This window comes from Shewanella sp. SM101, assembly GCF_025654465.1.
Classification (GTDB): domain Bacteria; phylum Pseudomonadota; class Gammaproteobacteria; order Enterobacterales; family Shewanellaceae; genus Shewanella; species Shewanella oncorhynchi.
Genome location: NZ_JAKKRH010000001.1, coordinates 1 through 22,711 on the forward strand (window position 1 = coordinate 1; position 22,711 = coordinate 22,711).

A 22,711-nucleotide genomic window follows, 5' to 3' on the forward strand; every position below is an offset into this window, starting at 1 on the left:
GTAATCGGCAAGGTGATTACGTACAGTGCTTTCATGAATGCGTAATGCTTGAGAAATCATTGCCGGGGTCCAGCCTTCGGATGCAAGCAGTACTGCTTTGATGCGGTCACGAATACGCCCGTCACGCGTTTGAGCATGCTGGGTCTCTAGGACTTGTTTTTGTTCAGGAGTAAGGAGTAGTTTCATAATCGTTAGCTTGATCCTCATTTCACTGAAAATCAAGCATCTTCATTGATCACGGGTATATATGTGCCCAACCTTTCGCCGCCCCACTACCCAAGGCAATACCTACCGAAGGGGTTGTTCCGTTAGCCATAAATCATTTCTCCTGTAACTCAATGCAGTACACGATAACGTAAAATCCTGCCATATCCACTGTCAATAGGTAAAAACGACACAATTAAGAGGTTGTAATACCAATGTAAATAAATACAATCAACAGAGCATAAATGGCACACTTTCTACATCAATCCGTGCATGAAGCAGAGATAATCACCGATGTGGATAGCTGAGCAAGGGCGATTAAGGCTATAATCTGCCCTTACTAAGATTTAGGGGATATACCTTTGCAATTTACCGATTTTTCTCTGGACCAGCGTCTGCTTCAAAGCATAAAACATATGGGGATCACAGAACCCACCGCCATCCAGGAACAAGCACTGCCTATCGCATTGGCAGGTAAAGATTTAATGGCGTCATCAAAAACGGGCTCAGGTAAAACCTTAGCGTTTTTGTTACCCGCATTGCAAAGAGTCATTTCTACCCGCTCACTGTCGAAACGTGATCCTAGAGTCTTGATTTTATTACCGACTCGCGAACTAGCACATCAGGTTTATAGTCAGCTTCGCCTGCTTGTCGCCAACACCCAATACAAGGCCATCAGCGTACTGGGCGGTGAAAACTTTAATGACCAAGCCAAAGCCTTAGCGAAAGAACCGCATTTTATTGTCGCGACTCCAGGCCGTATCGCCGATCATTTAGAACAGAAGCATCTTTTTCTCAATGGCTTAGAGTTATTAGTCCTCGATGAAGCCGACCGCATGTTAGATTTAGGCTTTGCACCGCAACTAAAAGCGATCAACGATGCAGCAGATCATAAACGCCGTCAAACGCTGATGTTTTCTGCCACGTTAGATCACGACGAAATCAATGATATCGCAGCAACATTACTAAAAAATCCAGCACATGTGGCGATTGGCGCGGCTCACTCTGAGCATAACGATATTCATCAACGTATCTTTTTATGTGACCACTTAGACCATAAAGAAGCGTTATTAGCCCGTTTGCTCAAAGATGAAACCCATAAACAAGTGATCATCTTTACTGCGACGCGTCCAGATACTGAGCGCTTAGCAGCTAAATTAACCGCGCAAGGTTTTGCAACCGCCGCACTAAGCGGTGATTTAAAGCAGGCCGCACGAAACCAAATCATGGACCAATTTGCCCGTGGCCAACAACAAGTCCTAGTGACGACCGATGTCGCCTCTCGTGGTCTGGATTTGCTCAATGTGTCTTTGGTCGTTAACTTCGACATGCCTAAATTTGCCGAAGAATACGTGCATCGTATCGGCCGTACTGGTCGTGCAGGCGCAAAAGGTGATGCGATATCGCTCGTCGGGCCAAAAGATTGGGACAACTTTAAGAAAGTCCAAGTCTTCCTCAGAAAAACCTTTGAGATCAGCACAATTCCAGGCCTAGAAGCTAAATTTAGTGGTCTAAAAAGCAAAGCTAAACAAACGCCAGTAAAACGTGTTGCTAAAGCGGAGCTTGCTAAAGGTAAGAGCAAAAGAACCAAAGCAACCACACCAGCACCGTCGCGGGATAAGCGTTTCATCACGGGCGTGGATGTCGGCGATGCTCCTATGCGTAGAAAACCTGCTGCGGCGCAATTACTGCAAGACAGTGATACTGAAGAAGTTTAAAACTAATTTATGCATAAATGCCGATGGATTTAACATCAGATATTATCTCTGATACAAATCACATAGGCATGATCTAATACTGGAAATTGATATACTAAAATTATCAGTCTGTCGCCAAGCGAATCAAAAGCGCATGGTAAACGCTGATCCTCAGGTCATTTCCAGCTACAATAGCGCTATTATCGATATTTTGAAGGTGTAACATGAGAGTTTGTGGTGTTGAATTAAAAGGTGGCGAAGCCATTATCAGTTTATTGAGTTATGAAGGTGAAACCTTCAATGTGCCAGAATGCCGTAAGGTGTCTTTCACCGTTTCCCAATCTGCTACCACAGAAGCTATTCGTGAGTTTCACTTCGCTTTTCATAAGCTTATGCAAGATTATCGCGTTGATGAAGTTGTCATCATAGAACGTGAGCAAAAAGGTAAACTCGCGGGTTCAGCGACAAGCTTTAAACTTGAAGCAGCAATTCAATTAGGGGAATTACCTGTCAGTCTATTGTCTCCTGTCACTATCAAAGAGCAAAACAAGCGCAATCCCCCCCAAGTTGATTTCGATAGTTTAGATCTTAAAAAAGTACAGCAGTTAGCTTTCGAAGCCGCTTATGCCCATCAAAATCGCCGAATTTTTGGCAAAGTCTAAGTAATGTGATGAACTCAGGCTCCGAAGTCATTCGGAGCTAAATCCTCTATGAATCCATTAAAGTACTTAAACGGTTACAGCCTTGATATTCAACAGCAGGTACAGCAACATCTCGATGCTGGCACATTACCCAAGCTATTGCTGAAACGTCATCCTGTCATACATAGCGTTCGTAGCGATAAAGCGCTGTACGACTATACTCAGACGATTAAAAATCAATTTTTACGCCAGTCCTCACCACTCTCAAAAGTGATATTTGATGACAAAATTAATATTAGTCATCATGCACTTGGCTTGCATTCCTATGTAGCACGAGTTCAAGGCAATAAAATCAAAGCGAAGAACGAAATTCGCATTTCTTCGCGTTTAAAGCGTGTGCCAGAACCTTTGTTGCGTATGGTTGTCGTACACGAATTAGCCCATTTAAAAGAAAAAGATCACAACAAAGCTTTCTACAATTTGTGTACTCATATGGAGCCGGATTATCACCAGTTTGAATTTGATTTGCGCTTATTATTGACTTGCATCGACGCTAACATATCCCCTTATTCTACAGATAAAATCGACACCTAACCTTCGTATATTTTTCACCCAAAACTTGACTGATAATAGTTTTCATTTAGAATGTCATAGTATCTAGCGCTGCAGAATACTGTAATGACAATGACGAAACAGAATATCGACAAACTCTTAAGCAAGTGGTGTAAAAAGCAAGCTAAAAAGCTACTCAAAACACAGGTTAAATCTGTTTCAAACACAGGGAACACTATTACATCCTCATCACATCTACGCGCGCAGACTGATAAATCTTTGAAGAATAAAAAGGCTCAACGAAAGCACCTCACCCAATTACTCTCTAAGCATATTGCTCAGCAAGAATTTGCCCTTAGCAATAAATCAACACTCAAAAAACAATTAAAACTCGCAAAAGCTAAGTTTATTGCCGCAAATGATGCGACATTTTCATCGACTATTATTACTCGACTTTCTCCTTTACCCACAGAACACAGCTTTGCATTACGCCCCTTTAAAAAATCCCCCTGCGGTGGCTGTCCCGCATTAAAAGGTAAATTGTGCAAGTGCGCATTAAAAGTGATGCAAAGGCGCCACGCAAGCTGATAGGCACTATTTAGCACTGCATATTTGGTTCTCTGTTCAGTCCTTAATAAAAAACGTTATAAGCTCTTCAGCCGCACAATTTTCCTCTTCACAACCTTTTGAATGACTCGCTATAACACTTATAACTGAAGATCCTACCTATTTTATCCCTTATGTTTTATCGCCACGACTTCGAATCGAACAAATTTTAAGCTTTTATACAACTTGAACAGTACTCGTGATAGCAGGAAAATGTCTACCATAATAAGTATTGTGGAAACAAAAATGCCGATGAAATTTTCATTCCATCGGCATTGATAAATTCTTCTAGAAAGTCAGTGCTATTGTTTATTCAAACTTTGATACTATAAATTCTATTAGCTTAGGTTTAGCTAACCTAAGTTCATTATAGCTTCACGACTCTTCACCATATTAGTGAATGTGCGTAAATCTTGATTCGCTAACTTGCTCGACATAGGAATATCGGCTTTCAACGGATCAACAGGTTTACCATTGATATGGAATTCATAATGCAAATGTGGACCAGTCGAACGACCTGTATTACCAGATAAAGCAATCACTTGACCGCGAGTTACACGTTGGCCTTTACGCACTAACGCCTTAGACAAATGTAGGTAACGGGTACGGTACTTACCACCATGTTCAATCACAATATACTTACCAGCAAACTGATGGTCCGTAACTAAACTGACAATTCCATCACCAGGTGCAATAACTTTAGTCCCGATCGGCACAGAAAAGTCTGTTCCATTATGGGGAGAAATACGCCCAGTGATTGGGTGTTTGCGATGGCTGTTAAAACGTGAACTCATACGCGGTTGTTTAGCTAACGGATAACGTTGGAATGCCCGAACTAAACTCTGACCTTTAGCATCATAATAACTGCCATCAGAATATTGATATGCACTAATTTCAGAACGGCCACTTTTAATACTGACGCCTAAAATTTGGCTACTTCCCGTCGGTTCACCTTCAACATATTGATCATTTACCAAAACTGAGAATTTGTCGCCAGCTCGTAAATCACGGGCAAAATTCAATTTTTCTTTGAGTAAATCTTCAATTCGCTGAATATCTGCAGCGGCTAAACCCATTTTTTGGGCTGAAACGTAGAAAGAACCTTTAATATCACCAGTCAAAATTCGATTTTGCCAAACACCTTCAACGTTCACTTCTTCAACATTAAAACTACCGTCTTCATAACGTGTAAAAACCACTTGGCGGGCAGCGTTAAAATAAAGTTCTAATTTTTGTAACTGGCCTTCACTATCAAGCCAAAATTGCATTCTGTTACCAGGTAACAGGGTATCAAGTGCCAAAATGTTTAAATCAGCTTCTAAAACCTTATACATAGTTTGCTGATCAACACCCGCCTTGGAAAATAAACCACTTAAGGTATCACCGGAAACGATAATTCGCTCAAACTGGGGAGCATTATTAATGAGTGCAGCTTGATCTAGGACTTCAAGTTCAGAAACTTGAGGGAGAATATTTTCAATATCGAGAACAACAGGGATACGCTGAGCAGTTGGCGTAACATGGTTATTATTCGGCATCAACATCGCAGCACCCATCAACAAACTACCCATTAATAGAATGTTCTTTTGGGTCGATGATAAGTTCTGCAAACGGGTTTGCGATAAGTTGATAAAGTTGGGTTTGCCTGTTTGCAACGCTTTTCACCTTTCGTTAACTTTGCGTTCTATTTTTGACCAGTCCCTTTGAGGGAAGCCCGAATTTTTTCCAACTTATATCAAAAAACCGATTATGACAAACGCTATTTCACTCTTTTGTTGTACCATTAATGAAAAACATGCGCTAGTTGGCATTTCCAACTCACTTTGTGTGTATTATCCGAATGTTAAACACACAGGAGATACAATAAATAACACTTATAAAACAATTTGTTATTTATCGCACTCTGTGAGAATGAGCAACTAAGGCAAAACTATCGTCATTTCGCTCCCATGTGAGGTTTTATTGATGTCGATGCGGGTATTTATCTGCTCTTTCATTTCCGACACGTGCGAGATCACCCCTATCATGCGGCCAGAGGATTGCAAATCCATCAGGGTCCGAATGGCCAGTTCTAAAGAATCTTGATCTAAACTGCCAAAGCCTTCATCGATAAATAAAGTATCGAGTTTAATACCACCTGCATAGGCTTGCACTACATCAGATAGGCCTAGCGCCATAGATAATGCTGCCATAAAACTTTCACCACCGCTTAAGGTGGCCACAGGACGCACTTTGGAGGTATAAGCATCTTCTACTTCCAATTCGAGCCCAGAAGCTTTGTTACCCTTTGCCCTATCTTCCTTACGTAGTAAACGATAACGCCCTTTGCTCATTAGGTGTAGCCTGTGGCTTGCCTCTAACAACACATCGTCAAGCAGTACGCTTAACACAAACCGTTGCAGACTGATCTTATTACCTGTATTTCCATTAGCGACATCTGCAAGGGTGCCGATAACCGCATATTCATCTTCCAAAACCTTAGCTTTTGCATCGGCAATACTCAGCTGGGTTTGAGTTTGCATCAGTAATACTGTGCGAGTGTGAAGCAACTGCCATGCATGCTCGGCAGCGTGTAATGCTTGCTGCGCGAACTCAAGCTCAGCAGCCAGCTTAATGCTATCAGGTGGCACTTTATCCTTAAGCCTAAGCGCTAACTGCTCGCACTGTGCCTTAGTCAAAGCACTGCGCTGCTGGTAAGCCTCAATCTCGCTGGCTAATGCACGCTGTTGTTCTTCATCGATCATGGCCTCAAATAAGGCCTGTTGATCGGCAAAACCTGCTGCGACTAATTGCTGATTGAGTTGCTGCTGTGCACGCGTTTGCTGGGCTAATGCCGCCTCAGCAGCATTTTCAGCACCATTAAGTGCCGCTTTAGCCGCAACAAAAGATTGGCCAGTCTGTTGTTGGAGATCCCTAACACTAGCAATCTGTTGCTTAATTTGGCTGATACTTTGCTGATTTTGCGCGATTGCTGCAGTTAAGGCCTCAAGCGTTGCAAGCGCAGATGGAACACTTTGCTGCATTTGCGCTAACTGCCCCTGCAATATATCCACTTTAGATTGCAGTGCACTGTCGTGTATTTGTCCTTGCTCTAGCTTTTGTTGTAGATGCGTTTCCTGTGCGTGCAACAATGCAATCTCTTGCTGTAACAGCTGTAACTGCTGATGGGCTTGCTCCGCTTGAGTGAGTGAAAAAGCGTATTGCGACAAGGTATGTGTATGTTCGTCTAAAGGAATATCAACCGTAGTGCCCAATTGGACCGCGAGATCTTGTGCTTGCTGTTGCAAGGTTTCTAACTGCGTTTGTAGCCCACGATATTCCGCTCTGGCTTTGCTCAGGATTTCTTGAGCATTCGTTTCAGCCTCAAGTGCTAATTGCAGCGCTTCATCACTTGGGAGTGGCTCTTGGCTTTGTGCTGGCTGTGGATGTGTTTGGCTTCCACAAACAGGGCAAGGTTCATCTTGCTGTAATTGCCGCGCTAAAATAGCGGCCTGTCCTTGATGCCAAGTCAACAATAAGGCTTTATATGTAACCTGTGCTTGCTGATGCTGAGCACTGAGTTGTCGCCCTTTGACTTTAGCCTCAACAAGTTTTGCCTGTGTGGACGATACCCTTGCCGCCACTTGTTGCCATTGCTGATAGGTAGACAATAACTGCTGTTGCTGCTGGTGCGCTTGTTGCAATGAGAGGCGAGTTTCGCTATTGGCCTGTAGTTGCGGCAGAGCGGATTCCAATTCACGGCGTTTTTGGACTACAGTGGCTAACTCATGTTTGCTGTTCTGAAGTTGTGTTTTCGCGCTAATGAGTTGCGTTTGCTCTTGTTCAAGGGTTTTATTAAGCCTATCCAATTCCCTGAGCTGCGGCCCTAAGGCATTCAGTTGCTGTTTAACCTGTTCCTGTTCGAGTAACGACGCTTCCAACACGGGTAAATCAGCGGCCTTAAGCTCTGCGTTATCGAAGGCTTTTTTAGCATGGATTAATGCTGTTTTCGCATGTTCAAGGGCAAGACTTGCCGCCTTGGCTTCCTGCTCACGGGCCACAAACACCTCAAGCATGGGTGCCAAGTGCTGCGCCTGTTTAGCCAAATTCAGTTTATAGGTTTGCGCAGCCATGTTTTCTTGCTGTGCATCAAGCGCAGCAACCGTTTGAGTTAAGGCATCAAACTGCGCAAATTCGGCCAATAAATGCTGGGCGGCATCGCTGGTTTTTATCACCCATTGTTGCTGCTGTAATGCTTGTTCTTTCGCACTTTGGGCAGTTTCAAGTTCTGGCGTGAGCTTGGCTAATTCACAGCTAAGCTCGTCATCGGATGCCAAACCCGCACTTTGTAAAATGCCATCACGGCGACTGCGTTGATCTTTCACTAAGGCGCGGATATCTGCAGCCTTACTTTTTAAGGAATCTTCAATACGTCGGTATATATGCGTTTGAAATAGCTGACTAAATATCAGTTCTCTGGCTTTAGAGTCTGCCATTAACAATTCGCGAAATTTTCCCTGTGGCAACACCATCACTTGGCGAAACTGCTCCACATCGAGGCCAGTTAAGGCTTCAATCTCAGCAGTTGCCTCAGAGACTTTGCTCACTACAAGCAAACTTTCATTACCCGCGGCGTCTATCTTATATAACTGAGCTTCGGGCTTCTGCACCGTTGAGCCGTCACCGCTTTTTTTAACCCTGTCTTGCTCTGGCACACGGCGAATACGATAACTGCTATTACCCAACTGAAAACTAAAAGTGACTTCTGTTAGCAGACTATCATCGGCCATATCGCAGCGCATCTGGCTGCCTTCACGCTCATTACCTGTGGTTTTGCCATAGAGGGCAAAGCAAATACCATCGAGCAAGGTCGTCTTACCCGCACCAGTGGGTCCATTAATCAAAAATAACGGATTAGTCCCTAAGGCCGTAAAATCAAGTTGTTGCGTCGATGCAAAGGGGCCAAAGGCTGACATGGAAAGGCTAAGTGGTCTCATGCTTGGCGCTCCTCATTGTGTAGCTTAGTCAGGAGTTCATCCATCACAGCTTGCTGTGCTTGTGTTAATGACTCGCCGGACACTTGAGAGAAAAAGTCACGGAACATGTCCATCTCGCCTTTTTTGATATGATCTCGGCTCAAGGTGACTTGTTGCTGCCCCGCCATCAGACCAGTCCGCTCTAAATGCAGCACATTAGGGTAAACTGCTCTCAATTTTCCCATAGCATCTAAAATGGCATGTTTATCAAGGAGTCTGACCATAAGGTAGTCCTCACGCTTGATATCCGTTTTACCTTGGGCGAGTAATGTGGCTAACTCCCCTTCTAAGATACGGACATCGCGTATCGACGTTAATGGCAATAAACTAATTTTAATCGGCGTTTGCGCGCTAAGTTCGACTAAGGTCACCGACTTATGTTGATGTTGTTCGCTAAAGGAATACTTCAAAATCGATCCTGAGTAGCGCACATGCTCTGCACCTTTGTATTGCGGTCCGTGCAAATGCCCAAGAGCGACATAATCAAACTCAGTAAATAGCGTTGGCGATATTTTATCGGCGCCACCAATGCTCAGTGGTCGCTCAGATTCTGACTCACTGCCACCATCCAAAAAACAATGGCTTATCACCACTTTCGGCAAACCTTGGCTATCATGCTGGCGTACTTGTTCAAGCAATAGCGTCATTGCGGCCTCATGGCTTGTAGCCTCACACTCAAAAACTTGGCGCACTGTGGCAGGTTCGGCATAGGGCAAGGGATAAAACACCACATCACCGCTTGAACTCAATAAAGTAATGGGATGAATGTCAGCACTCAAAGGCCCAATAATATGTAACCCACTTGCCGCCATTTGTTTTGCTGCAAAACCTAAGCGCTCGTGACCATCGTGGTTACCCGCAATCATAATGACTTGCAGGCCTAAATCATGTACTAAGCGGTTAAGCACATCATCTAACAGCGCGACCGCATTCGCAGGCGGAATCGATCTGTCATAAATATCCCCCGCCACAATCACGGCATCCACCTTGTGTTCATCCGCTAGAGCAATAATTTGCTCGAGCACAAAGGCTTGATCATCCAGTAGTGATTGATTGTGTAATTGACGACCTATGTGCCAGTCCGAGGTGTGGATAAATTTCATAATCGCTCTTTTAAAGAAGTGGTGGCGCTAAACCCGAGCGCACATGCCGCCCGTCGATGCAGATAAGACTAGCAAGATAGATACTGCACTTATATCAATCGGATTAAATATGTACACAATATTTAAAATACACGCCAAAACAATAGGAAGCCTAAAAAGTGTATTAAAAATGACAGGTAATACTATTCAAAAAACTTGAAAGAGTACACCTAACTCAAAGTAGGATGAGACGTTTTAAGTCGTCATTTGGCGGATCTTTTGGGTGATATCCACCTCAGCTTAACTTTTGAGCCAAGATGGACGCCGCGAAGATACACTCATGCGCAGCTTAAAGAGCTTCTATTGATGAGTGAGTTTTATAAAATGCTTAATATCAAAGAGTTTACGAAAATAAATTATATTGGCTGGCCAAAAGTTTAAAACTCATAGCAAGGGACATAGTCACCACCAATGGCTTGATAATCTTTGTACCTTTAGTGACCACGAGACGAGAACCCAAGGTTGCACCAATCGCTTGCCCTGCCAGCATGACTAATCCTAATAACCAAATCACTTTTCCGCCCAAGGCAAAGAAGATCAGCGAAGCAATGTTAGTGGAGAAATTAAGTAGTTTTGCGTGGGCAGTTGCCTTCGCCAAACCAAACCCCGCTAGCGATACAAAGGCCAGCGCAAAAAAGCTCCCAGTACCAGGGCCAAAAAAGCCATCGTATAATCCCACGCCCAATGCTGCAGTAAAGGCAAATGCGGTAGGTGTCAGCACTTGATGTTTATCATCTTCTGAAATCTTTTTCGAAAATAAAAAGTAACAACCAATAGCCAAAATCAAAAAAGGTAACATCAACTCCAGCACTTCAGTATCGACAAGTTGAACTAGAATTGTACCCAATGCCGCACCGATAAATGCACAAATCAAGGCTAACTTAACGGATTTAAGATCAACCAGCCCTTTACGGACAAAGTACAAACTCGCAAAAAAACTGCCGCCACAGGCCTGCAGCTTATTTGTCCCTAAGGCAACCGCAGGCGGCAAGCCTGCCCACATAAGTGCAGGAATGGTCAGCAAGCCTCCGCCACCGGCGATTGAGTCAATAAAACCAGCCACCATAGCGACGGCAAAAAGTATCGCTGCGATTTGTAGAGTCAGTTCAAATTCCATGATGATTTATTATTCTTCTGATAAAAAAGAGAGTGATTGCCGAACATTAGACTGCGTTTGCCAAATAAACGCAAAGGAGTTATTGTCGGCACAGCGTGAGATAAACTCACACAAAATCCCGAGTCCTGTTCTGATTTTCCAGCAGTAGGAAATAAAATGTTTGCCGAACTACCACCCCTCAATTCTCTCCGTGCCTTCGAAGCCGCAGCACGTTTACAGAGCATGACATTAGCCAGCAAGGAGTTGCATGTCACCCATGGCGCAGTCAGCAAACAAATCAGAGTATTGGAGGATTATTTAGGTTTTGCGCTCTTTGTACGCTTACACAAAAAAGTCGGTTTAACCGATGAAGCCAAACGCTATTTACCCCATGTTCAAGCCGCTCTGCAAACACTATCTAGTGCTACCAGTGACTTGCGCCGTCAGCCCACTAAGCCGCAAACCTTAGCTATTAATGTGCTTCCAAGCTTAACCATCAATTGGCTCATTCCAAGAATGGAGCAGTTTAAATCCCGCCATCCACACTTGTATGTCGACTTATCCATTGGCGACTTTGCCGTGGATTTTAGCCAAGGTCGTTATGATATTGCGATCCGTAGTAGCACAGTTATCCCTAAGGGCGCGAATTATATCAAGCTGATGGATGAGGATTTATGCTTAGTTTGCGCGCCTTCGCTAGCGCCTAAGCTGCAAAATATCGAGGACATTAATCACGTCACGTTACTGAAACACACCACCAGACCAGAACTTTGGGAGTATTGGGCGGAAAAGGTGGGTTTAACACTCACCCAAGCACAAACCTTTGGTGTCGAGCATTTTTATATGTTGAGTCAAGCGGCTGCGAGTGGCATGGGCGCAGCACTTATTCCGCGATTCTTCATCGAAGAACAACTGGCAAATGGCAGCTTAGTCATCCCCTTCGACGCCCCCTTTACCAGTCCCTATCGATATTATTTACTCACCCCAAAATCCCCAAGCCTGCCGTTAAAAGCTCAAGCTTTTATCGAATGGTTATTAGAGATTTTTGCGCCCTATCGTCATTAATCTGGATTAAGCGTATCTCAGTTCAAGCGAGGCACAATAACGCTATAAGTGCCAAACGAGGCTATTGAGAACACTAACGGAGCGCAGAAAAACATCAATAAAAAACCACCCAAAAGGTGGTTTATTAGATTCAAGACTTAAAGCGCATCAGAATTAGTGATTGCAATGCTCACCGTGAACATGGTCATCATCGTCCATAAACTCATCGTCACCGTCTTGATGTTGCATTACGCCCCAACCGTCGGTCATGCCGCCGAATTCGGCAGCAAAATCATTTAGCATGACTTCTTGTTCAACCAATGTATCGTACTCAGGCACCATATTGAGACAAACAATGATTTCCCACTTACCAAGCTCATCATTCAGATTCAGCTCAAGCTCGCCTTCCAAGTCAGAATTTGTTAATTCTTCTAACGCAGTTTCGGCATCGCGTTGGTCATCAAAAACCAAAAAGAAATCAACATCTAACTCTTTAGTTAAATCGATTCCCGCTTCAGCCATTGCGGCCAGCATTTTACCATTGTCATCATCTGGAAATTGCATTTCTTGCTCCACTGTTTCAGGCTTATTCTGCCGCAATGATTTGAACTGATTCACCATTAAAGCTGACGATGTCGCCCGCGATAATTTTTTTACGTTTACGAGTTTCAACTTCACCATTCACAGTGACTTGACCTTCGTCGATAAAATGTTTGGCTTCACCACCCGCATTGCTCATGCCTTGCACTTTTAATACTTTGTACAATTCAATGAAATCTTCGCCAGAATGCAAAGCCAATTGATTAATTTGCGCCACTTAATACACGCCTTCTAAAAATAAACCTGCGGCATTATACCAGCACAGTACAAAATTCGCTGAAGATAATTTGGCTAGAGACGTCTTTCATCGGCGAGTAGGCCAAAGGCTGATTCATCGAGCCAGTTTTCACCTATTTTGAATTGCTGCCTGAGTAAACCTTCAAGCCGAAAACCACACTTTTCGAGTACTCGTGCCGATGCGTGATTATCTTTAGCACAATGCCCAACAAATTTATGTACATTAAAACTTAAACAGGCCCAATCAATGACCGCCATTAAGCTCTCAGTCGCATAACCTTTACCGTGCCCTTCGGCCGCCAGTAAATAACTCACTTCGGCACGCTGTTCCTCGAAACTTTGACAATAAAGGCCCGTTAAACCGATAAACTGCCCAGTATCAACGGTCTCAATCACTAAGGTCAGCCAATCGCCAGAACCGTAGAACCAAGTATCAGAACGCTGCTGAAACTTACTGCGGATCACCTCTTGCGACTCTGGAACGCGTACAAAACGATTAATCTCAGGATCGTTATGCAGTGCATAAAAATGTTCCCAATCACTATCTTGTAAGCTCCTGAGTTTCAATCTATCAGTGTAGAGTTCCAGCATAGTGACTCCGTGATGAGCATATAAAACAAAACGGCAGCAAACGCTGCCGTATCAAACAAGCTGTATTAGATAAGCGGTAAAACTTACGCGCGGCTGGTCACTTCAAGTAAATGAAAGCCAAATTGCGTTTTCACGGGGCCTTGTACTTCGTTTAATGGTGCACTAAAAACCACTTCATCAAACTCTCTGACCATCATGCCAGGACCAAATGACCCCAATTCGCCGCCTTGGGCACCTGATGGGCAAGAAGAGTGCGCGCGAGCAATTTGAGCAAAATCTGCGCCTTCCATTATTTGCTGTTTCAGCGCTTGACACTGCTCTTCACTGCTGACTAACAAATGTCTTGCTGTTGCCTGGACCATAGTAAAACTCCTGTAAGGATCATGAGACATTTGCCCCAAATATCATTGAGTTCCCACTAAAACATTCGTTTTAACAGGTTTTGAATCAACAGTATAAAAACTTTCTGTTGAATAAAAAAGTCTTAAAATGCCGTCACTGACAACAAAGTCAATTAACGGCATCTTACACGGCTAAGCTTGTTTCGACGCAATCCAACGATCGATCTTGTTTTCCATGACCGCCATGGGTAATGAACCTGAGGTGAGGATTTGATCGTGGAACGCTTTAAGATCAAATTTATCACCCAAGGCTTTTTCTGCGCGGGCACGCAGTGCCAAAATCTTCAACTGACCGACCTTGTAAGACAAAGCTTGACCAGGGATCGCCATATAGCGCTCCACTTCAGCGACTATGTCACTCTCAGCCATAGGCGAGTTGTCTTTCATGTACTGAATCGCCTGTTCACGACTCCAACCTTTAGAATGAAGGCCTGTATCAACCACTAAGCGCATTGCACGCAGCATTTCATCGGAAAGCTTACCAAAATACTGGTAAGGATCGGTAAATAGCCCCATCTCAATACCTAAGTATTCAGCATAAAGTGCCCAACCTTCCTCGAAAGCGGTATAACCGCTAAAACGCTGGAACTCTGGCACACCAGTCAGCTCTTGTTTGATCGCGATTTGGAAGTGATGCCCAGGAGCGGCCTCGTGTAAAGATAAGGTCGTCATTCCCCACTTTGGCTGCGCCTTGAGGTTATAAGTGTTGATATAAAACACCCCTGGACGGCTGCCATCCACCGCAGGCGCTTCATAAGAGGCACCCGCTGCCGATTGTTCTCTAAAACTTTCAACCGGCTTAACCACGTAATCAGCCTTTGGCATCACATTAAAGTAGTTAGGCAATACATGATTGATTTTATCTTTTAATACCATATAGCCATCAATCAAGCCTTGGCGATCGCTATAGAAATACTGCGGCTCTGAAGATAAAGACGCAAAAAACGCCTTCAAATCACCCTTAAAACCAACCTGCTCACGCACCTTATCCATCTCAGATAAAATTCGCGTCACTTCACTTAAACCAATTTGATGAATTTCATCCACAGACATAGTGGTGGTCGTATGTAAGTTCGCCAGATGCTGATACCAAGCTTTACCGTTAGGCAACCCTGCCCAACCATCAGTCGCCCGCGATTTAGGTAAATAGGTTTGCTTAAAGTAATCGCGTAAGTTCGTTAACGCTGGCACGATACGCTCGGCTATCATGGCTTGATAACGGGTGGTCAATTCCGCTTTATCTTGCTCTGAAAAACTCTCGGGGAAATGCTGGATTGGCGAGTAGAAAATGCTCTGAGTTGCATCCGTCGTTAACATAGTATCTAACTGAGGAATAATGCGCTCTACCAACACTCGAGGTAGTACCACTTTACTTTCTATGCCTTGATTCATACGATTTTCAGCAAGTGCGACCCACTTGATGAAACCATCGACTCTCTGTTCCCAATTACGATAATCTTGGACAGTCTTAAAAGGTTGTGCACTTTCGCCACTTCCCAGCTGCACCATAGTAATGACAGTGCTATAGAACTGGCTTATCGGCATAAAGCGTGAAGGGAAAGTTTCGTCCACTAACGCCATATCACGGTCATAGACGAACAGGTCATAACTTAACTGTAGATCCGCAGGCAGTTGCTTTGGATCTATCGCACGCACCTGAGCTAAATAGTGAGTGTTAAGATCATGACGGGCCTTAAGGTAATCCTCAGTTAAATCCCCACCGAAATCGGCGTTATAGTCATTTACGCCGACAAAAGTAGCGTAGATGGGCTCAAGCTTTAGGTAATCTTTAAAATACGCATCCACAAGCGCTAAGTAACGCTGCTCTGCCGTTTGAGTTTCGCCCTGCACTGCTGTCATATTAGCCGAGCTATTTTGTTGAACTGCAGTGGCTTCAGGCTTAGAACAACCTTGAAGGGTGAAGATTAACGCTATCGAACCTGCCAATAAACCCAATTTCATTTTAATATTTCTCCTTTTTGGCCCGCTATTGCAGAACTGTTTCTATACTTAGTTCAAGGTCTGCTATCGGAGTTAATCTATGATCTACTCGTTCCGCAACTCAGGTTTCAGGGATCCTGAAACTGGAGTCTATAACCAAACCTATTTCATGGAAGTATTCAACCGAGAATGGCATCGTCACATGAGAGACCACCAAAGCTTGGCACTATTGTATCTGTGCCCTCACATTCATGAAACCGTCAAACAACCCCATTTACTCGAATTCTTTACTAAACAAGTGCAAGAAGCGCTATTAAGAGCAACAGATATGATTGCTAGGTTAGATCACAATCACTTTGCGTTGGGTTTGTTCAATATAGATGAGGTGGGAACGGAAGTAGTGTTAAAGCGAATAGAACAGCAAATATCTGACTTTAACCAAGATTTTGGTAAACATCATAAACTGACAATCGACTATAAACTGGCTGCCTGTATTTGCCTACCTACACAGGAAAGTAAAATAGAGTCACTCTTCAGTAATGTCAGCCAACTTTCACAACAGCTTGAAAAAAATCATGATCAATCCAAAGCTTTAATCCGCTTACAGTAAATAGGTTTATTGATACCAAAGAAAAAGCCCCTTGCGGGGCTTTTCGATTCAAACACTAAACTGCGAAGTAATTACAGCGTGACATTATGCATACGTGCTTTCTCTTTAATATAAGAGATATAGCTATTTGCACTCTTCTGTGTCTTCTTATCATTAGCAGCTAACACTGCACGGTTATAAGCCGACTTATACTGTTTCAAACTTAAATGAGCCAAAGCTAATTCAAAGTTTGCTTCACCAGGATGATCAATACCCATTGATATGGCTTTTTCAAGCACAGGGATCGCAGCTGTATATTGTTCATTCAAGTTTAATAAGCGACCTTGTTTTAAGTAAGTCTTGCCATCATTGGTGATGGCTGCAGCTTTACCGTAATACTCAGCAGCTTGCTTAAACTCTTTCGCATTTTGATAGAAACCCGCCAAAATCTCTAAAGACTTAGCGTCCTCAGCGATCATGCCTGATTTCATATGTTTCTGATAAATTTTAGCGGCTTGATAAGGAGCACCTTTTTGTGCCATTAACTGCGCTAAACGCGTAATGTTGCCCGCGCTATCTAAGAAACCATTTCTATAAGCCAGATCGTAAGTTGCAAGAGACTTGTCATAGTCTTCAACCATCAAATAAAACTGTGCTAATTGAACCCACAATCTGCCATCATCCGGGAATAAAGGCACCATGACTTCTAACACACCAACAGCTTTCTTGTACTTCTTCTGATTGAAGTAAGCAGTCAGTTTCATTTGATACAGACCTTTGTCAGGAGCTTCAGCTAATGAAAGACCTTTGTCGGCCACTTCAATCACTTTATCCCACTGCTTAAGTTCTGAATGCGCAATACCAATACGGCGATACATTTGAGAATCGGATTTACAAGTAAATTCCATCCACTTGTAATAATAAGGAATCGCTTCCTTAAACTTTTTCTCTTGTAATAGCAAATCAGCATAAAGACGCATAGTTGCAGCATGATCTGTACCACCTAAAATATCAGCTTCAACAGCTTGTTTTAGGTACTTGATCGCGGTATCCATTTTGCCTTTCTCGGCATAAAAGTTACCCAACATACGTGCAACATAGGCTTTATCGAAGTCGTTCTTGGCATTTGCCTCTAGCAAAATAGCAATAGCTTCATCGACCTGACCATTGGTATAAGCTTCAAATGACTTCTGAACTTTCTTCGCCGCACCTTCGCCCACGGCTTTAGATTGACGTTTGTCGATAGCACACTTTTCTTCTGCGACTGCAGATGAAAGAGTTAATGAACCTCCACAAACAGAAAGCAATAATAGAACTGCGATTTTATTAACATTACGCATTATTGGTTGCCTCCTTTATCTAAGGTGAAGTCTAGTTGTACTGTCATACCAGGTTGTTTCAATGGCTTGCCATCAACAATCTTAGGCTTGTACTTCCACTTCTTCAGTGCACGAATAGCTTCTTTATCAAATAAGCGTTTTGGTTCTGCTTGAATAACTTCAACGTCGTCGATACCACCGAGTTCGTTAATGGTAAAACGAAGTTGTACCCAACCTTCTTTACCATCACGCGCCGCAGCAATTGGATACTGAGGTTCGATACGAACGATAGGTGTAGCATCACCATCGCGAGTCATCATATTGCCTAATTTAAAACCGGTACTTGGACCTCCAGCTTCTACACCACCCATATTGAACGACATTGCTGTGTCAATATTGCTCGAAGATTCTGGCGGCGTTGCCTCAGGCTTCTGTGGCTGTTCTGGCGGTGGTGGCGGCTTAGGCACTACCCTTGGCTTATTCTGTGCTTTTGAATCCTGTCTATCCATAGTGATTTCAATTACAGGGGTCTCGGCCGATGTTTCGCCGCGCTGTGCGCCGCCACCGACCAAGAACGCCATAAAAGCGAACAGACCAAAAGTCACAGCAGCACCAATAATGATCGATACTAGTGCTCTTAGCATATTAATCGTTCCCCGCAGATACCGAAATTTTATCTATACCAGCCGCTTTGACTTGGTCTAGAACTTTAACAACTAAGCCGTGCATTGCGTCTTTATCAGCCTGAATCAATACCGCAGCTTCAGGAGCTTCAGCCAGCATGCGCTCAACGTTTGCCGTTACACGTTCGATATCAACCTGACGGTTTTCCATCATGATCACGCCTGTTTTACTGACACCGATAAAGATGTTAGCCGAAGGCTTTGAAGTCGCTTGCGAAGCTTTTGGTTTGTTATAATCCAAACCAGAAGGTTTCACAAATGACGTTGTTACAATGAAGAAGATCAACATGATAAACACGATGTCGAGCATCGGTGTCATATCAATTTGCGCTTCCTCGTCTACACTGGAATGCTTTTTACGTGCCATGTTCAATCTCTCTCTAGTGGTGCGGCATGCTGTCTTTTAGCTTTTCTAAACTGATTTTCATTTTTACATCCAGACGAGTACTAAAGAATACTCCCGATAATGCTGCAACCATCCCCGCCATCGTGGGCATAGTCGCCATTGAAATACCAGCCGCCATTAAACGAGCATTACTCGTCCCCTGAACTGCCATCACATCAAACACTGAAATCATACCGGTTACGGTACCTAACAAACCTATCATAGGACAAATTGCTACTAAGGTTTTAATCATCAGCATACGTGCATTCAAATCTTGCTTCGCTTGGGACAGCCAAGCTTCACGGATACGGTGTGCGTACCAAGAGGTTGTTTCCTCTCTAGCATCCCACGCAGATATGATAGCTTTATGTTGCTTTGGTGATATCCAATTAAGATACCAATAACGCTCAAGCATCAATACCCACATGAAGAACAATACAAACGCAACCAACCAAAGGACGTTTCCTCCAGCGGCCATGAAGCCCCTGACGGAATCCCATATGTCCATCAGGTATAGCATCATTAGTTAGCCCTCTTCTCAGCATGTGCTGCGATAATGCCCGCACTTTGCTCTTCCAAAATTTGGGTGATTGATTTGCTACGCGCAACGAGTATTGCATGTAGTAACATCAGTGGCAGAGCTGCAACCAGACCTTGTACTGTAGTAACCAGAGCCATAGAGATACCACCCGCCATCAGTTTAGGATCGCCAGTACCGAACAGTTGGATACTTTGGAAGGTCGCAATCATACCAGTTACTGTACCTAGCAGACCTAACATTGGGCCGATAGCTGCAATGACTTTCAAAATTGAAATTCGAGCTTCTAATGCAGGCGTTTCTTTCAGAATAGCTTCATCCAGCTTCAACTCTAATGTTTCAACATCAACATCTTTGTTTTCATGGTAAACCTTCAGGATACGACCAAGGGCATTGTTACCTGGGTTATCAACATTCTTAGCTTGGCGTTTAACTTTTGCACCGATAGCTGCCAGCACAATGAAACGCTCAACCGCAATTAATAAACCAATAGCAAGTAATATTAGAATAATATAACCAATGGTACCGCCTGACTCGATACGATCTTCCATGCTAGCTTTGTTCGTAAAGATGTTTAACAGTACGCCACGTGCAGGGTCAATATAGAAAGGTGCTGTACCAGAGGCCGTTTCTTCCCATTTAGCAACAGCGCTAACTTGATAGCCTTCAGGTTGTTGAGATAACTGCTGAATTAAACCTAATTCAGGGTTATATACAACGTATTTACCGTCAGCCGTTAAGTTATAGGCACCAACACGATGAATAGTCGTCGTTTTCACGTTACCATCAATTTCGGTAACAGAACCTTCAAATTTAACCACTTTGCCAGATTGCGCCATTTCAAATAGCTGCTCTTGCCAAAATTGTTCTAACTCTTCAATTTTTGGCAATTGCTTACGGGCACCTAAATCAGCGATAAACTTATCGCGATTTGGGAATTGAGCACTGATGTTTGAGCTTGCCAGTTTACCAGCGAAATCACCGGCTTCACCTTTAACTACACCAAACATTTCACCCAAGTCACCTTGAGCCGTTTTTAGATCTTCTTCTAACTGAGCAATTTTACGCTCGTTATCTAAGAACGCTTGGTTTAAATCTTTACCACGTTGCTTTTCAGCAGCTAACGCATTTTTTTCTTTTTGCAGTAAAGCGGCCTTATCGCCACGCTCTGCTTGGAACTCTTGCTCACGCTTGCTGTTGACTTTACCTTCTGCAGCGCGTTCAACTTTAACTTGTTGCAATAATTGGTCAATTGACTTAGGCGCATCAGCAGCGCTCGCCATACCAGCAGTTAAAGAGAAACTTGCAGCCAACACAGCTGTAGTAATTAACTTCTTCATTATTGTGCAGTCTCCGCAGCAGGAATTGGTAACGCGAATAGATCTAGAGCGCCTTGTTTACGGGCAATGCGGATACCTTTGGTCAGTTCACGCAAATAGCTGTCATCTAACTTATCCCAACCCTTAGATTCTGGGTTGTACATCCAGCCAGTCTTTTGATCTAAACTCTGTGCATAAAGAGCAACACGACCTAAGTTAAAGAAGTCAACCAACACTTCTTTACCATCTAGGTTTAACTTACCTTGGTTAACGGCAACAGCACTACCGTATTCACGCTCAATACTATAAGCATCAAGAATTAGACGATATTTTTCTGCTAGTGTGACTTCGGCAGTATTAAGAAGTTTTTTCAGTTCATTAACACGATTAGTGCGTATTTCAGAATTAAAAGGTAAATCTAATTGAACAAACTGTTCTAATGACTCAACCATTTTAAACATTAATGGCACAACACCTTGGCGAAGTTTATCAACACCATTGATGTCACCCTGCACTGAATCCATTGTCTTTTGTTGATCAGCGACTAAGCTTGCAACGTAATCGTTATATGATTTCAGTGATTCACGCTCATCTGCGACAGAACCATACTCAAAAAGCATGTCTTGTGCTTGATCGAAATACTTATCAACGTTCTTTTGCGACGCAGCAGCATCAGCATGGATCATACTATCCGCTTTCTGCACGTCGGTAAGAGGATCTGCAACTACTAAGTTGCTGCTCGCTAATGCCAGCACGCCAACAAGTGCAGTAGCGATTTTTGTTCTATTGCTTACCTTGGACATAGTTCCCAACCAATTTGAAGTGAATAAAAAGGTTTAACTTACCAGCAACATAACGACAAGGGATAAATACTTGCCGAAAAAATTTCTGTAAGTTCGTCTTTCTCTTGTGATTCTTAGTTTTTTCTTCCCTTTCCTACGCCCTTACAGGCATAGACCCGCTGGCATCATTTCACAAAATGTTGACCTGTGTCAACATTTCAGACGACTAAAAACTAGTGTAAAGAAGCGTTAATAATGAAATTTTTTACGAAAGGTGTTTTTTTAGACAAAATATCACCAAAAAAGTTAATACAATTAAGGAACTCAAATTAACAACCAAAAAAAACCAAATAAATCAACAATTTAAATTAGATTATTTTTTGTTCTAAAGTTTTGCCAATTAACATCTTATAATATGAAACTAACTCAAACTTATAATCTTTACTTGCATCTAGACTTTGGCATAGAGAATTTTGAAGAGTACGTTGGGTGCAGACTCATTAATCAAAGCAACTTGAAGATAGATACAACCGAAGTTCGAATTTCTGTAACATCTCTTTAAACGTAAGCGTCCTCTAAACCACACCTTCATAAATTAGCCATCAACCACGATGATCGTTCTTTTGATTTATAGGAAAACAATTTATTTGGTAGCAGCACCCTACTCGATATCACTTTAATTTGTGGCATCACTGATATACGCAAGTCGATAAAGATTTTGAGCAACATTGTTACTTATAGCCTGCGTCAAGAGCCTTTTAATGAACACCTGTTTGTCTTCTGCACCGCCATCGTAATAAGTTGAAGATATAGCAGTGGGCCAGCAATGGATTCTAACTACATTACAATCGACTCGAACAGAACATCTTTAAATGGCTAGGTATCGATGACAAGCAGCTGAGCTTGCGTATTACACCTCAGCAACTCGACTTGTACATCGCTAGTCTTCCACTAACACAACCCCATGCACATCCAGCACTCTGCTATCACTCTCATGACTTATCACCTAGTATCACAAGCAGGATTTATTGAACACCCATTAAAGTCATCGAACACGTTAGGTTAAAATACAGCTGTCGTAACTGCGACAAGTAAAGCACTGAAGTCAAAAATAAAAATAGCTCCAGTGCCGGCAAGCCCTATTACCAATGGCATTGCGACCGCGTCACGGCTCAGCCAAATCATCACCAGCAAGTATCAATATGGCTTGCCGCTGTATCGATAAAAGTACATGTTCCAGCAATAGTGTATCAAGTTGAGTCGCAAAACCATGGCCGATTAGATAGTAAAGAATCCGCCTTCTTAGAAGGCGACTTTGACTTGCCCCTG

General features: G+C 43.1%; 23 protein-coding genes and 1 pseudogene. 8 read left to right on the top strand and 16 right to left on the bottom strand.

Features of this window, described 5'->3' with window-relative positions; genetic code table 11:
* Nucleotides 1-186: helix-turn-helix domain-containing protein (locus tag L5M38_RS00005; RefSeq protein WP_263177942.1), on the bottom strand; the 186-nt coding region annotated here is incomplete at its 3' end.
* Between the two features lie 380 nt (nucleotides 187-566).
* On the opposite strand from L5M38_RS00005, the gene L5M38_RS00010 reads away from it, so the two are divergent.
* From L5M38_RS00010 to L5M38_RS00025, 4 genes are all read left to right on the top strand, one after another.
* Nucleotides 567-1,922 (top strand): DEAD/DEAH box helicase, encoded by a 1,356-nt coding sequence (locus L5M38_RS00010; protein WP_263166775.1) that lies wholly within the window; start codon nucleotides 567-569, stop codon nucleotides 1,920-1,922.
* 203 nt (nucleotides 1,923-2,125) lie between these two features.
* Complete coding sequence (locus L5M38_RS00015) at nucleotides 2,126-2,563, top strand: DUF3010 family protein (protein WP_028760422.1); 438 nt, start codon at nucleotides 2,126-2,128, stop codon at nucleotides 2,561-2,563.
* 48 nt (nucleotides 2,564-2,611) lie between these two features.
* On the top strand, nucleotides 2,612-3,136 hold the full coding sequence (locus tag L5M38_RS00020) for a M48 family metallopeptidase (RefSeq protein ID WP_263166774.1): 525 nt from the start codon (nucleotides 2,612-2,614) through the stop codon (nucleotides 3,134-3,136).
* A gap of 90 nt (nucleotides 3,137-3,226) precedes the next feature.
* A complete protein-coding gene (locus tag L5M38_RS00025; protein WP_168824106.1) occupies nucleotides 3,227-3,682 on the top strand; it encodes a hypothetical protein in 456 nt (151 codons plus the stop codon).
* A gap of 371 nt (nucleotides 3,683-4,053) precedes the next feature.
* Here the strand turns inward: L5M38_RS00025 and L5M38_RS00030 are convergent, their stop codons facing one another.
* The 4 genes from L5M38_RS00030 to L5M38_RS00045 all read right to left on the bottom strand — a co-directional run bounded on the left by L5M38_RS00030 (nucleotide 4,054) and on the right by L5M38_RS00045 (nucleotide 10,974).
* Nucleotides 4,054-5,355 (bottom strand): peptidoglycan DD-metalloendopeptidase family protein, encoded by a 1,302-nt coding sequence (locus L5M38_RS00030; protein ID WP_263166771.1) that lies wholly within the window; start codon nucleotides 5,353-5,355, stop codon nucleotides 4,054-4,056.
* Between the two features lie 264 nt (nucleotides 5,356-5,619).
* Nucleotides 5,620-8,676, bottom strand: a complete 3,057-nt coding sequence (locus L5M38_RS00035; RefSeq protein WP_263166770.1) for an AAA family ATPase — start codon at nucleotides 8,674-8,676, stop codon at nucleotides 5,620-5,622.
* Nucleotides 8,673-9,818, bottom strand: a complete 1,146-nt coding sequence (locus tag L5M38_RS00040) for an exonuclease SbcCD subunit D (RefSeq protein ID WP_263166769.1) — start codon at nucleotides 9,816-9,818, stop codon at nucleotides 8,673-8,675. The genes L5M38_RS00035 and L5M38_RS00040 overlap by 4 nt, the downstream gene beginning before the upstream one ends.
* 382 nt (nucleotides 9,819-10,200) lie before the next feature.
* A complete protein-coding gene (locus L5M38_RS00045) occupies nucleotides 10,201-10,974 on the bottom strand; it encodes a TSUP family transporter (protein ID WP_028760428.1) in 774 nt (257 codons plus the stop codon).
* A 156-nt stretch (nucleotides 10,975-11,130) separates the two neighbouring features.
* Between L5M38_RS00045 and L5M38_RS00050 the strand changes: the two genes are divergently transcribed.
* The gene (locus L5M38_RS00050) at nucleotides 11,131-12,018 is read left to right on the top strand and encodes a LysR family transcriptional regulator (protein ID WP_263166768.1); all 888 of its coding nucleotides are present in this window, start codon (nucleotides 11,131-11,133) and stop codon (nucleotides 12,016-12,018) included.
* 153 nt (nucleotides 12,019-12,171) lie between these two features.
* Here L5M38_RS00050 and L5M38_RS00055 read toward each other — a convergent pair whose 3' ends face one another.
* From L5M38_RS00055 to L5M38_RS00075, 5 genes are all read right to left on the bottom strand, one after another.
* Nucleotides 12,172-12,561: a ribonuclease E inhibitor RraB gene (locus L5M38_RS00055; protein ID WP_113938831.1), complete on the bottom strand. Its 390-nt coding sequence runs from the start codon at nucleotides 12,559-12,561 to the stop codon at nucleotides 12,172-12,174.
* Between the two features lie 22 nt (nucleotides 12,562-12,583).
* Nucleotides 12,584-12,814 carry an RNA-binding S4 domain-containing protein gene (locus L5M38_RS00060; RefSeq protein ID WP_028760431.1) on the bottom strand — a complete coding sequence of 77 codons (231 nt, stop codon included), beginning with the start codon at nucleotides 12,812-12,814 and terminating at the stop codon, nucleotides 12,584-12,586.
* A gap of 74 nt (nucleotides 12,815-12,888) precedes the next feature.
* Nucleotides 12,889-13,425 carry a GNAT family N-acetyltransferase gene (locus L5M38_RS00065; protein ID WP_263177943.1) on the bottom strand — a complete coding sequence of 179 codons (537 nt, stop codon included), beginning with the start codon at nucleotides 13,423-13,425 and terminating at the stop codon, nucleotides 12,889-12,891.
* A gap of 83 nt (nucleotides 13,426-13,508) precedes the next feature.
* Nucleotides 13,509-13,787, bottom strand: a complete 279-nt coding sequence (locus tag L5M38_RS00070) for a peptidylprolyl isomerase (RefSeq protein WP_028760433.1) — start codon at nucleotides 13,785-13,787, stop codon at nucleotides 13,509-13,511.
* 171 nt (nucleotides 13,788-13,958) lie between these two features.
* On the bottom strand, nucleotides 13,959-15,788 hold the full coding sequence (locus L5M38_RS00075; protein ID WP_263166767.1) for a DUF885 domain-containing protein: 1,830 nt from the start codon (nucleotides 15,786-15,788) through the stop codon (nucleotides 13,959-13,961).
* Between the two features lie 79 nt (nucleotides 15,789-15,867).
* Between L5M38_RS00075 and L5M38_RS00080 the strand changes: the two genes are divergently transcribed.
* Nucleotides 15,868-16,377, top strand: a complete 510-nt coding sequence (locus L5M38_RS00080) for a diguanylate cyclase domain-containing protein (RefSeq protein WP_263166765.1) — start codon at nucleotides 15,868-15,870, stop codon at nucleotides 16,375-16,377.
* Nucleotides 16,378-16,448: 71 nt separating this feature from the next.
* On the opposite strand, the gene L5M38_RS00085 is transcribed toward L5M38_RS00080, so the two are convergent.
* Genes L5M38_RS00085 through L5M38_RS00110 form a run of 6 tightly spaced genes read right to left on the bottom strand, consistent with a single transcriptional unit; the run spans nucleotide 16,449 to nucleotide 21,403 of the window.
* Nucleotides 16,449-17,696: a tetratricopeptide repeat protein gene (locus L5M38_RS00085; RefSeq protein WP_131524317.1), complete on the bottom strand. Its 1,248-nt coding sequence runs from the start codon at nucleotides 17,694-17,696 to the stop codon at nucleotides 16,449-16,451.
* Nucleotides 17,696-18,319, bottom strand: coding sequence for an energy transducer TonB (locus L5M38_RS00090; RefSeq protein WP_131524316.1), 624 nt, complete (start codon nucleotides 18,317-18,319; stop codon nucleotides 17,696-17,698). The genes L5M38_RS00085 and L5M38_RS00090 overlap by 1 nt, the downstream gene beginning before the upstream one ends.
* Nucleotide 18,320: 1 nt before the next feature.
* On the bottom strand, nucleotides 18,321-18,725 hold the full coding sequence (locus L5M38_RS00095) for an ExbD/TolR family protein (protein ID WP_037428129.1): 405 nt from the start codon (nucleotides 18,723-18,725) through the stop codon (nucleotides 18,321-18,323).
* Nucleotides 18,726-18,738: 13 nt separating this feature from the next.
* Nucleotides 18,739-19,266 carry a MotA/TolQ/ExbB proton channel family protein gene (locus tag L5M38_RS00100; protein WP_113938836.1) on the bottom strand — a complete coding sequence of 176 codons (528 nt, stop codon included), beginning with the start codon at nucleotides 19,264-19,266 and terminating at the stop codon, nucleotides 18,739-18,741.
* The gene (locus L5M38_RS00105; protein ID WP_263166763.1) at nucleotides 19,266-20,621 is read right to left on the bottom strand and encodes a MotA/TolQ/ExbB proton channel family protein; all 1,356 of its coding nucleotides are present in this window, start codon (nucleotides 20,619-20,621) and stop codon (nucleotides 19,266-19,268) included. The genes L5M38_RS00100 and L5M38_RS00105 overlap by 1 nt, the downstream gene beginning before the upstream one ends.
* Nucleotides 20,621-21,403 (bottom strand): DUF3450 domain-containing protein, encoded by a 783-nt coding sequence (locus L5M38_RS00110; RefSeq protein ID WP_113938838.1) that lies wholly within the window; start codon nucleotides 21,401-21,403, stop codon nucleotides 20,621-20,623. Before L5M38_RS00110 ends, L5M38_RS00105 begins: the two co-directional genes overlap by 1 nt.
* Nucleotides 21,404-22,061: 658 nt before the next feature.
* Here L5M38_RS00110 and tnpB point away from each other — a divergent pair.
* A complete protein-coding gene (gene tnpB, locus L5M38_RS24545) occupies nucleotides 22,062-22,187 on the top strand; it encodes an IS66 family insertion sequence element accessory protein TnpB (protein WP_411569295.1) in 126 nt (41 codons plus the stop codon).
* A 233-nt stretch (nucleotides 22,188-22,420) separates the two neighbouring features.
* Nucleotides 22,421-22,604, top strand: a pseudogene (locus tag L5M38_RS00115) (IS66 family transposase); the annotation flags it as partial.
* Nucleotides 22,605-22,711 lie beyond the last annotated feature (107 nt).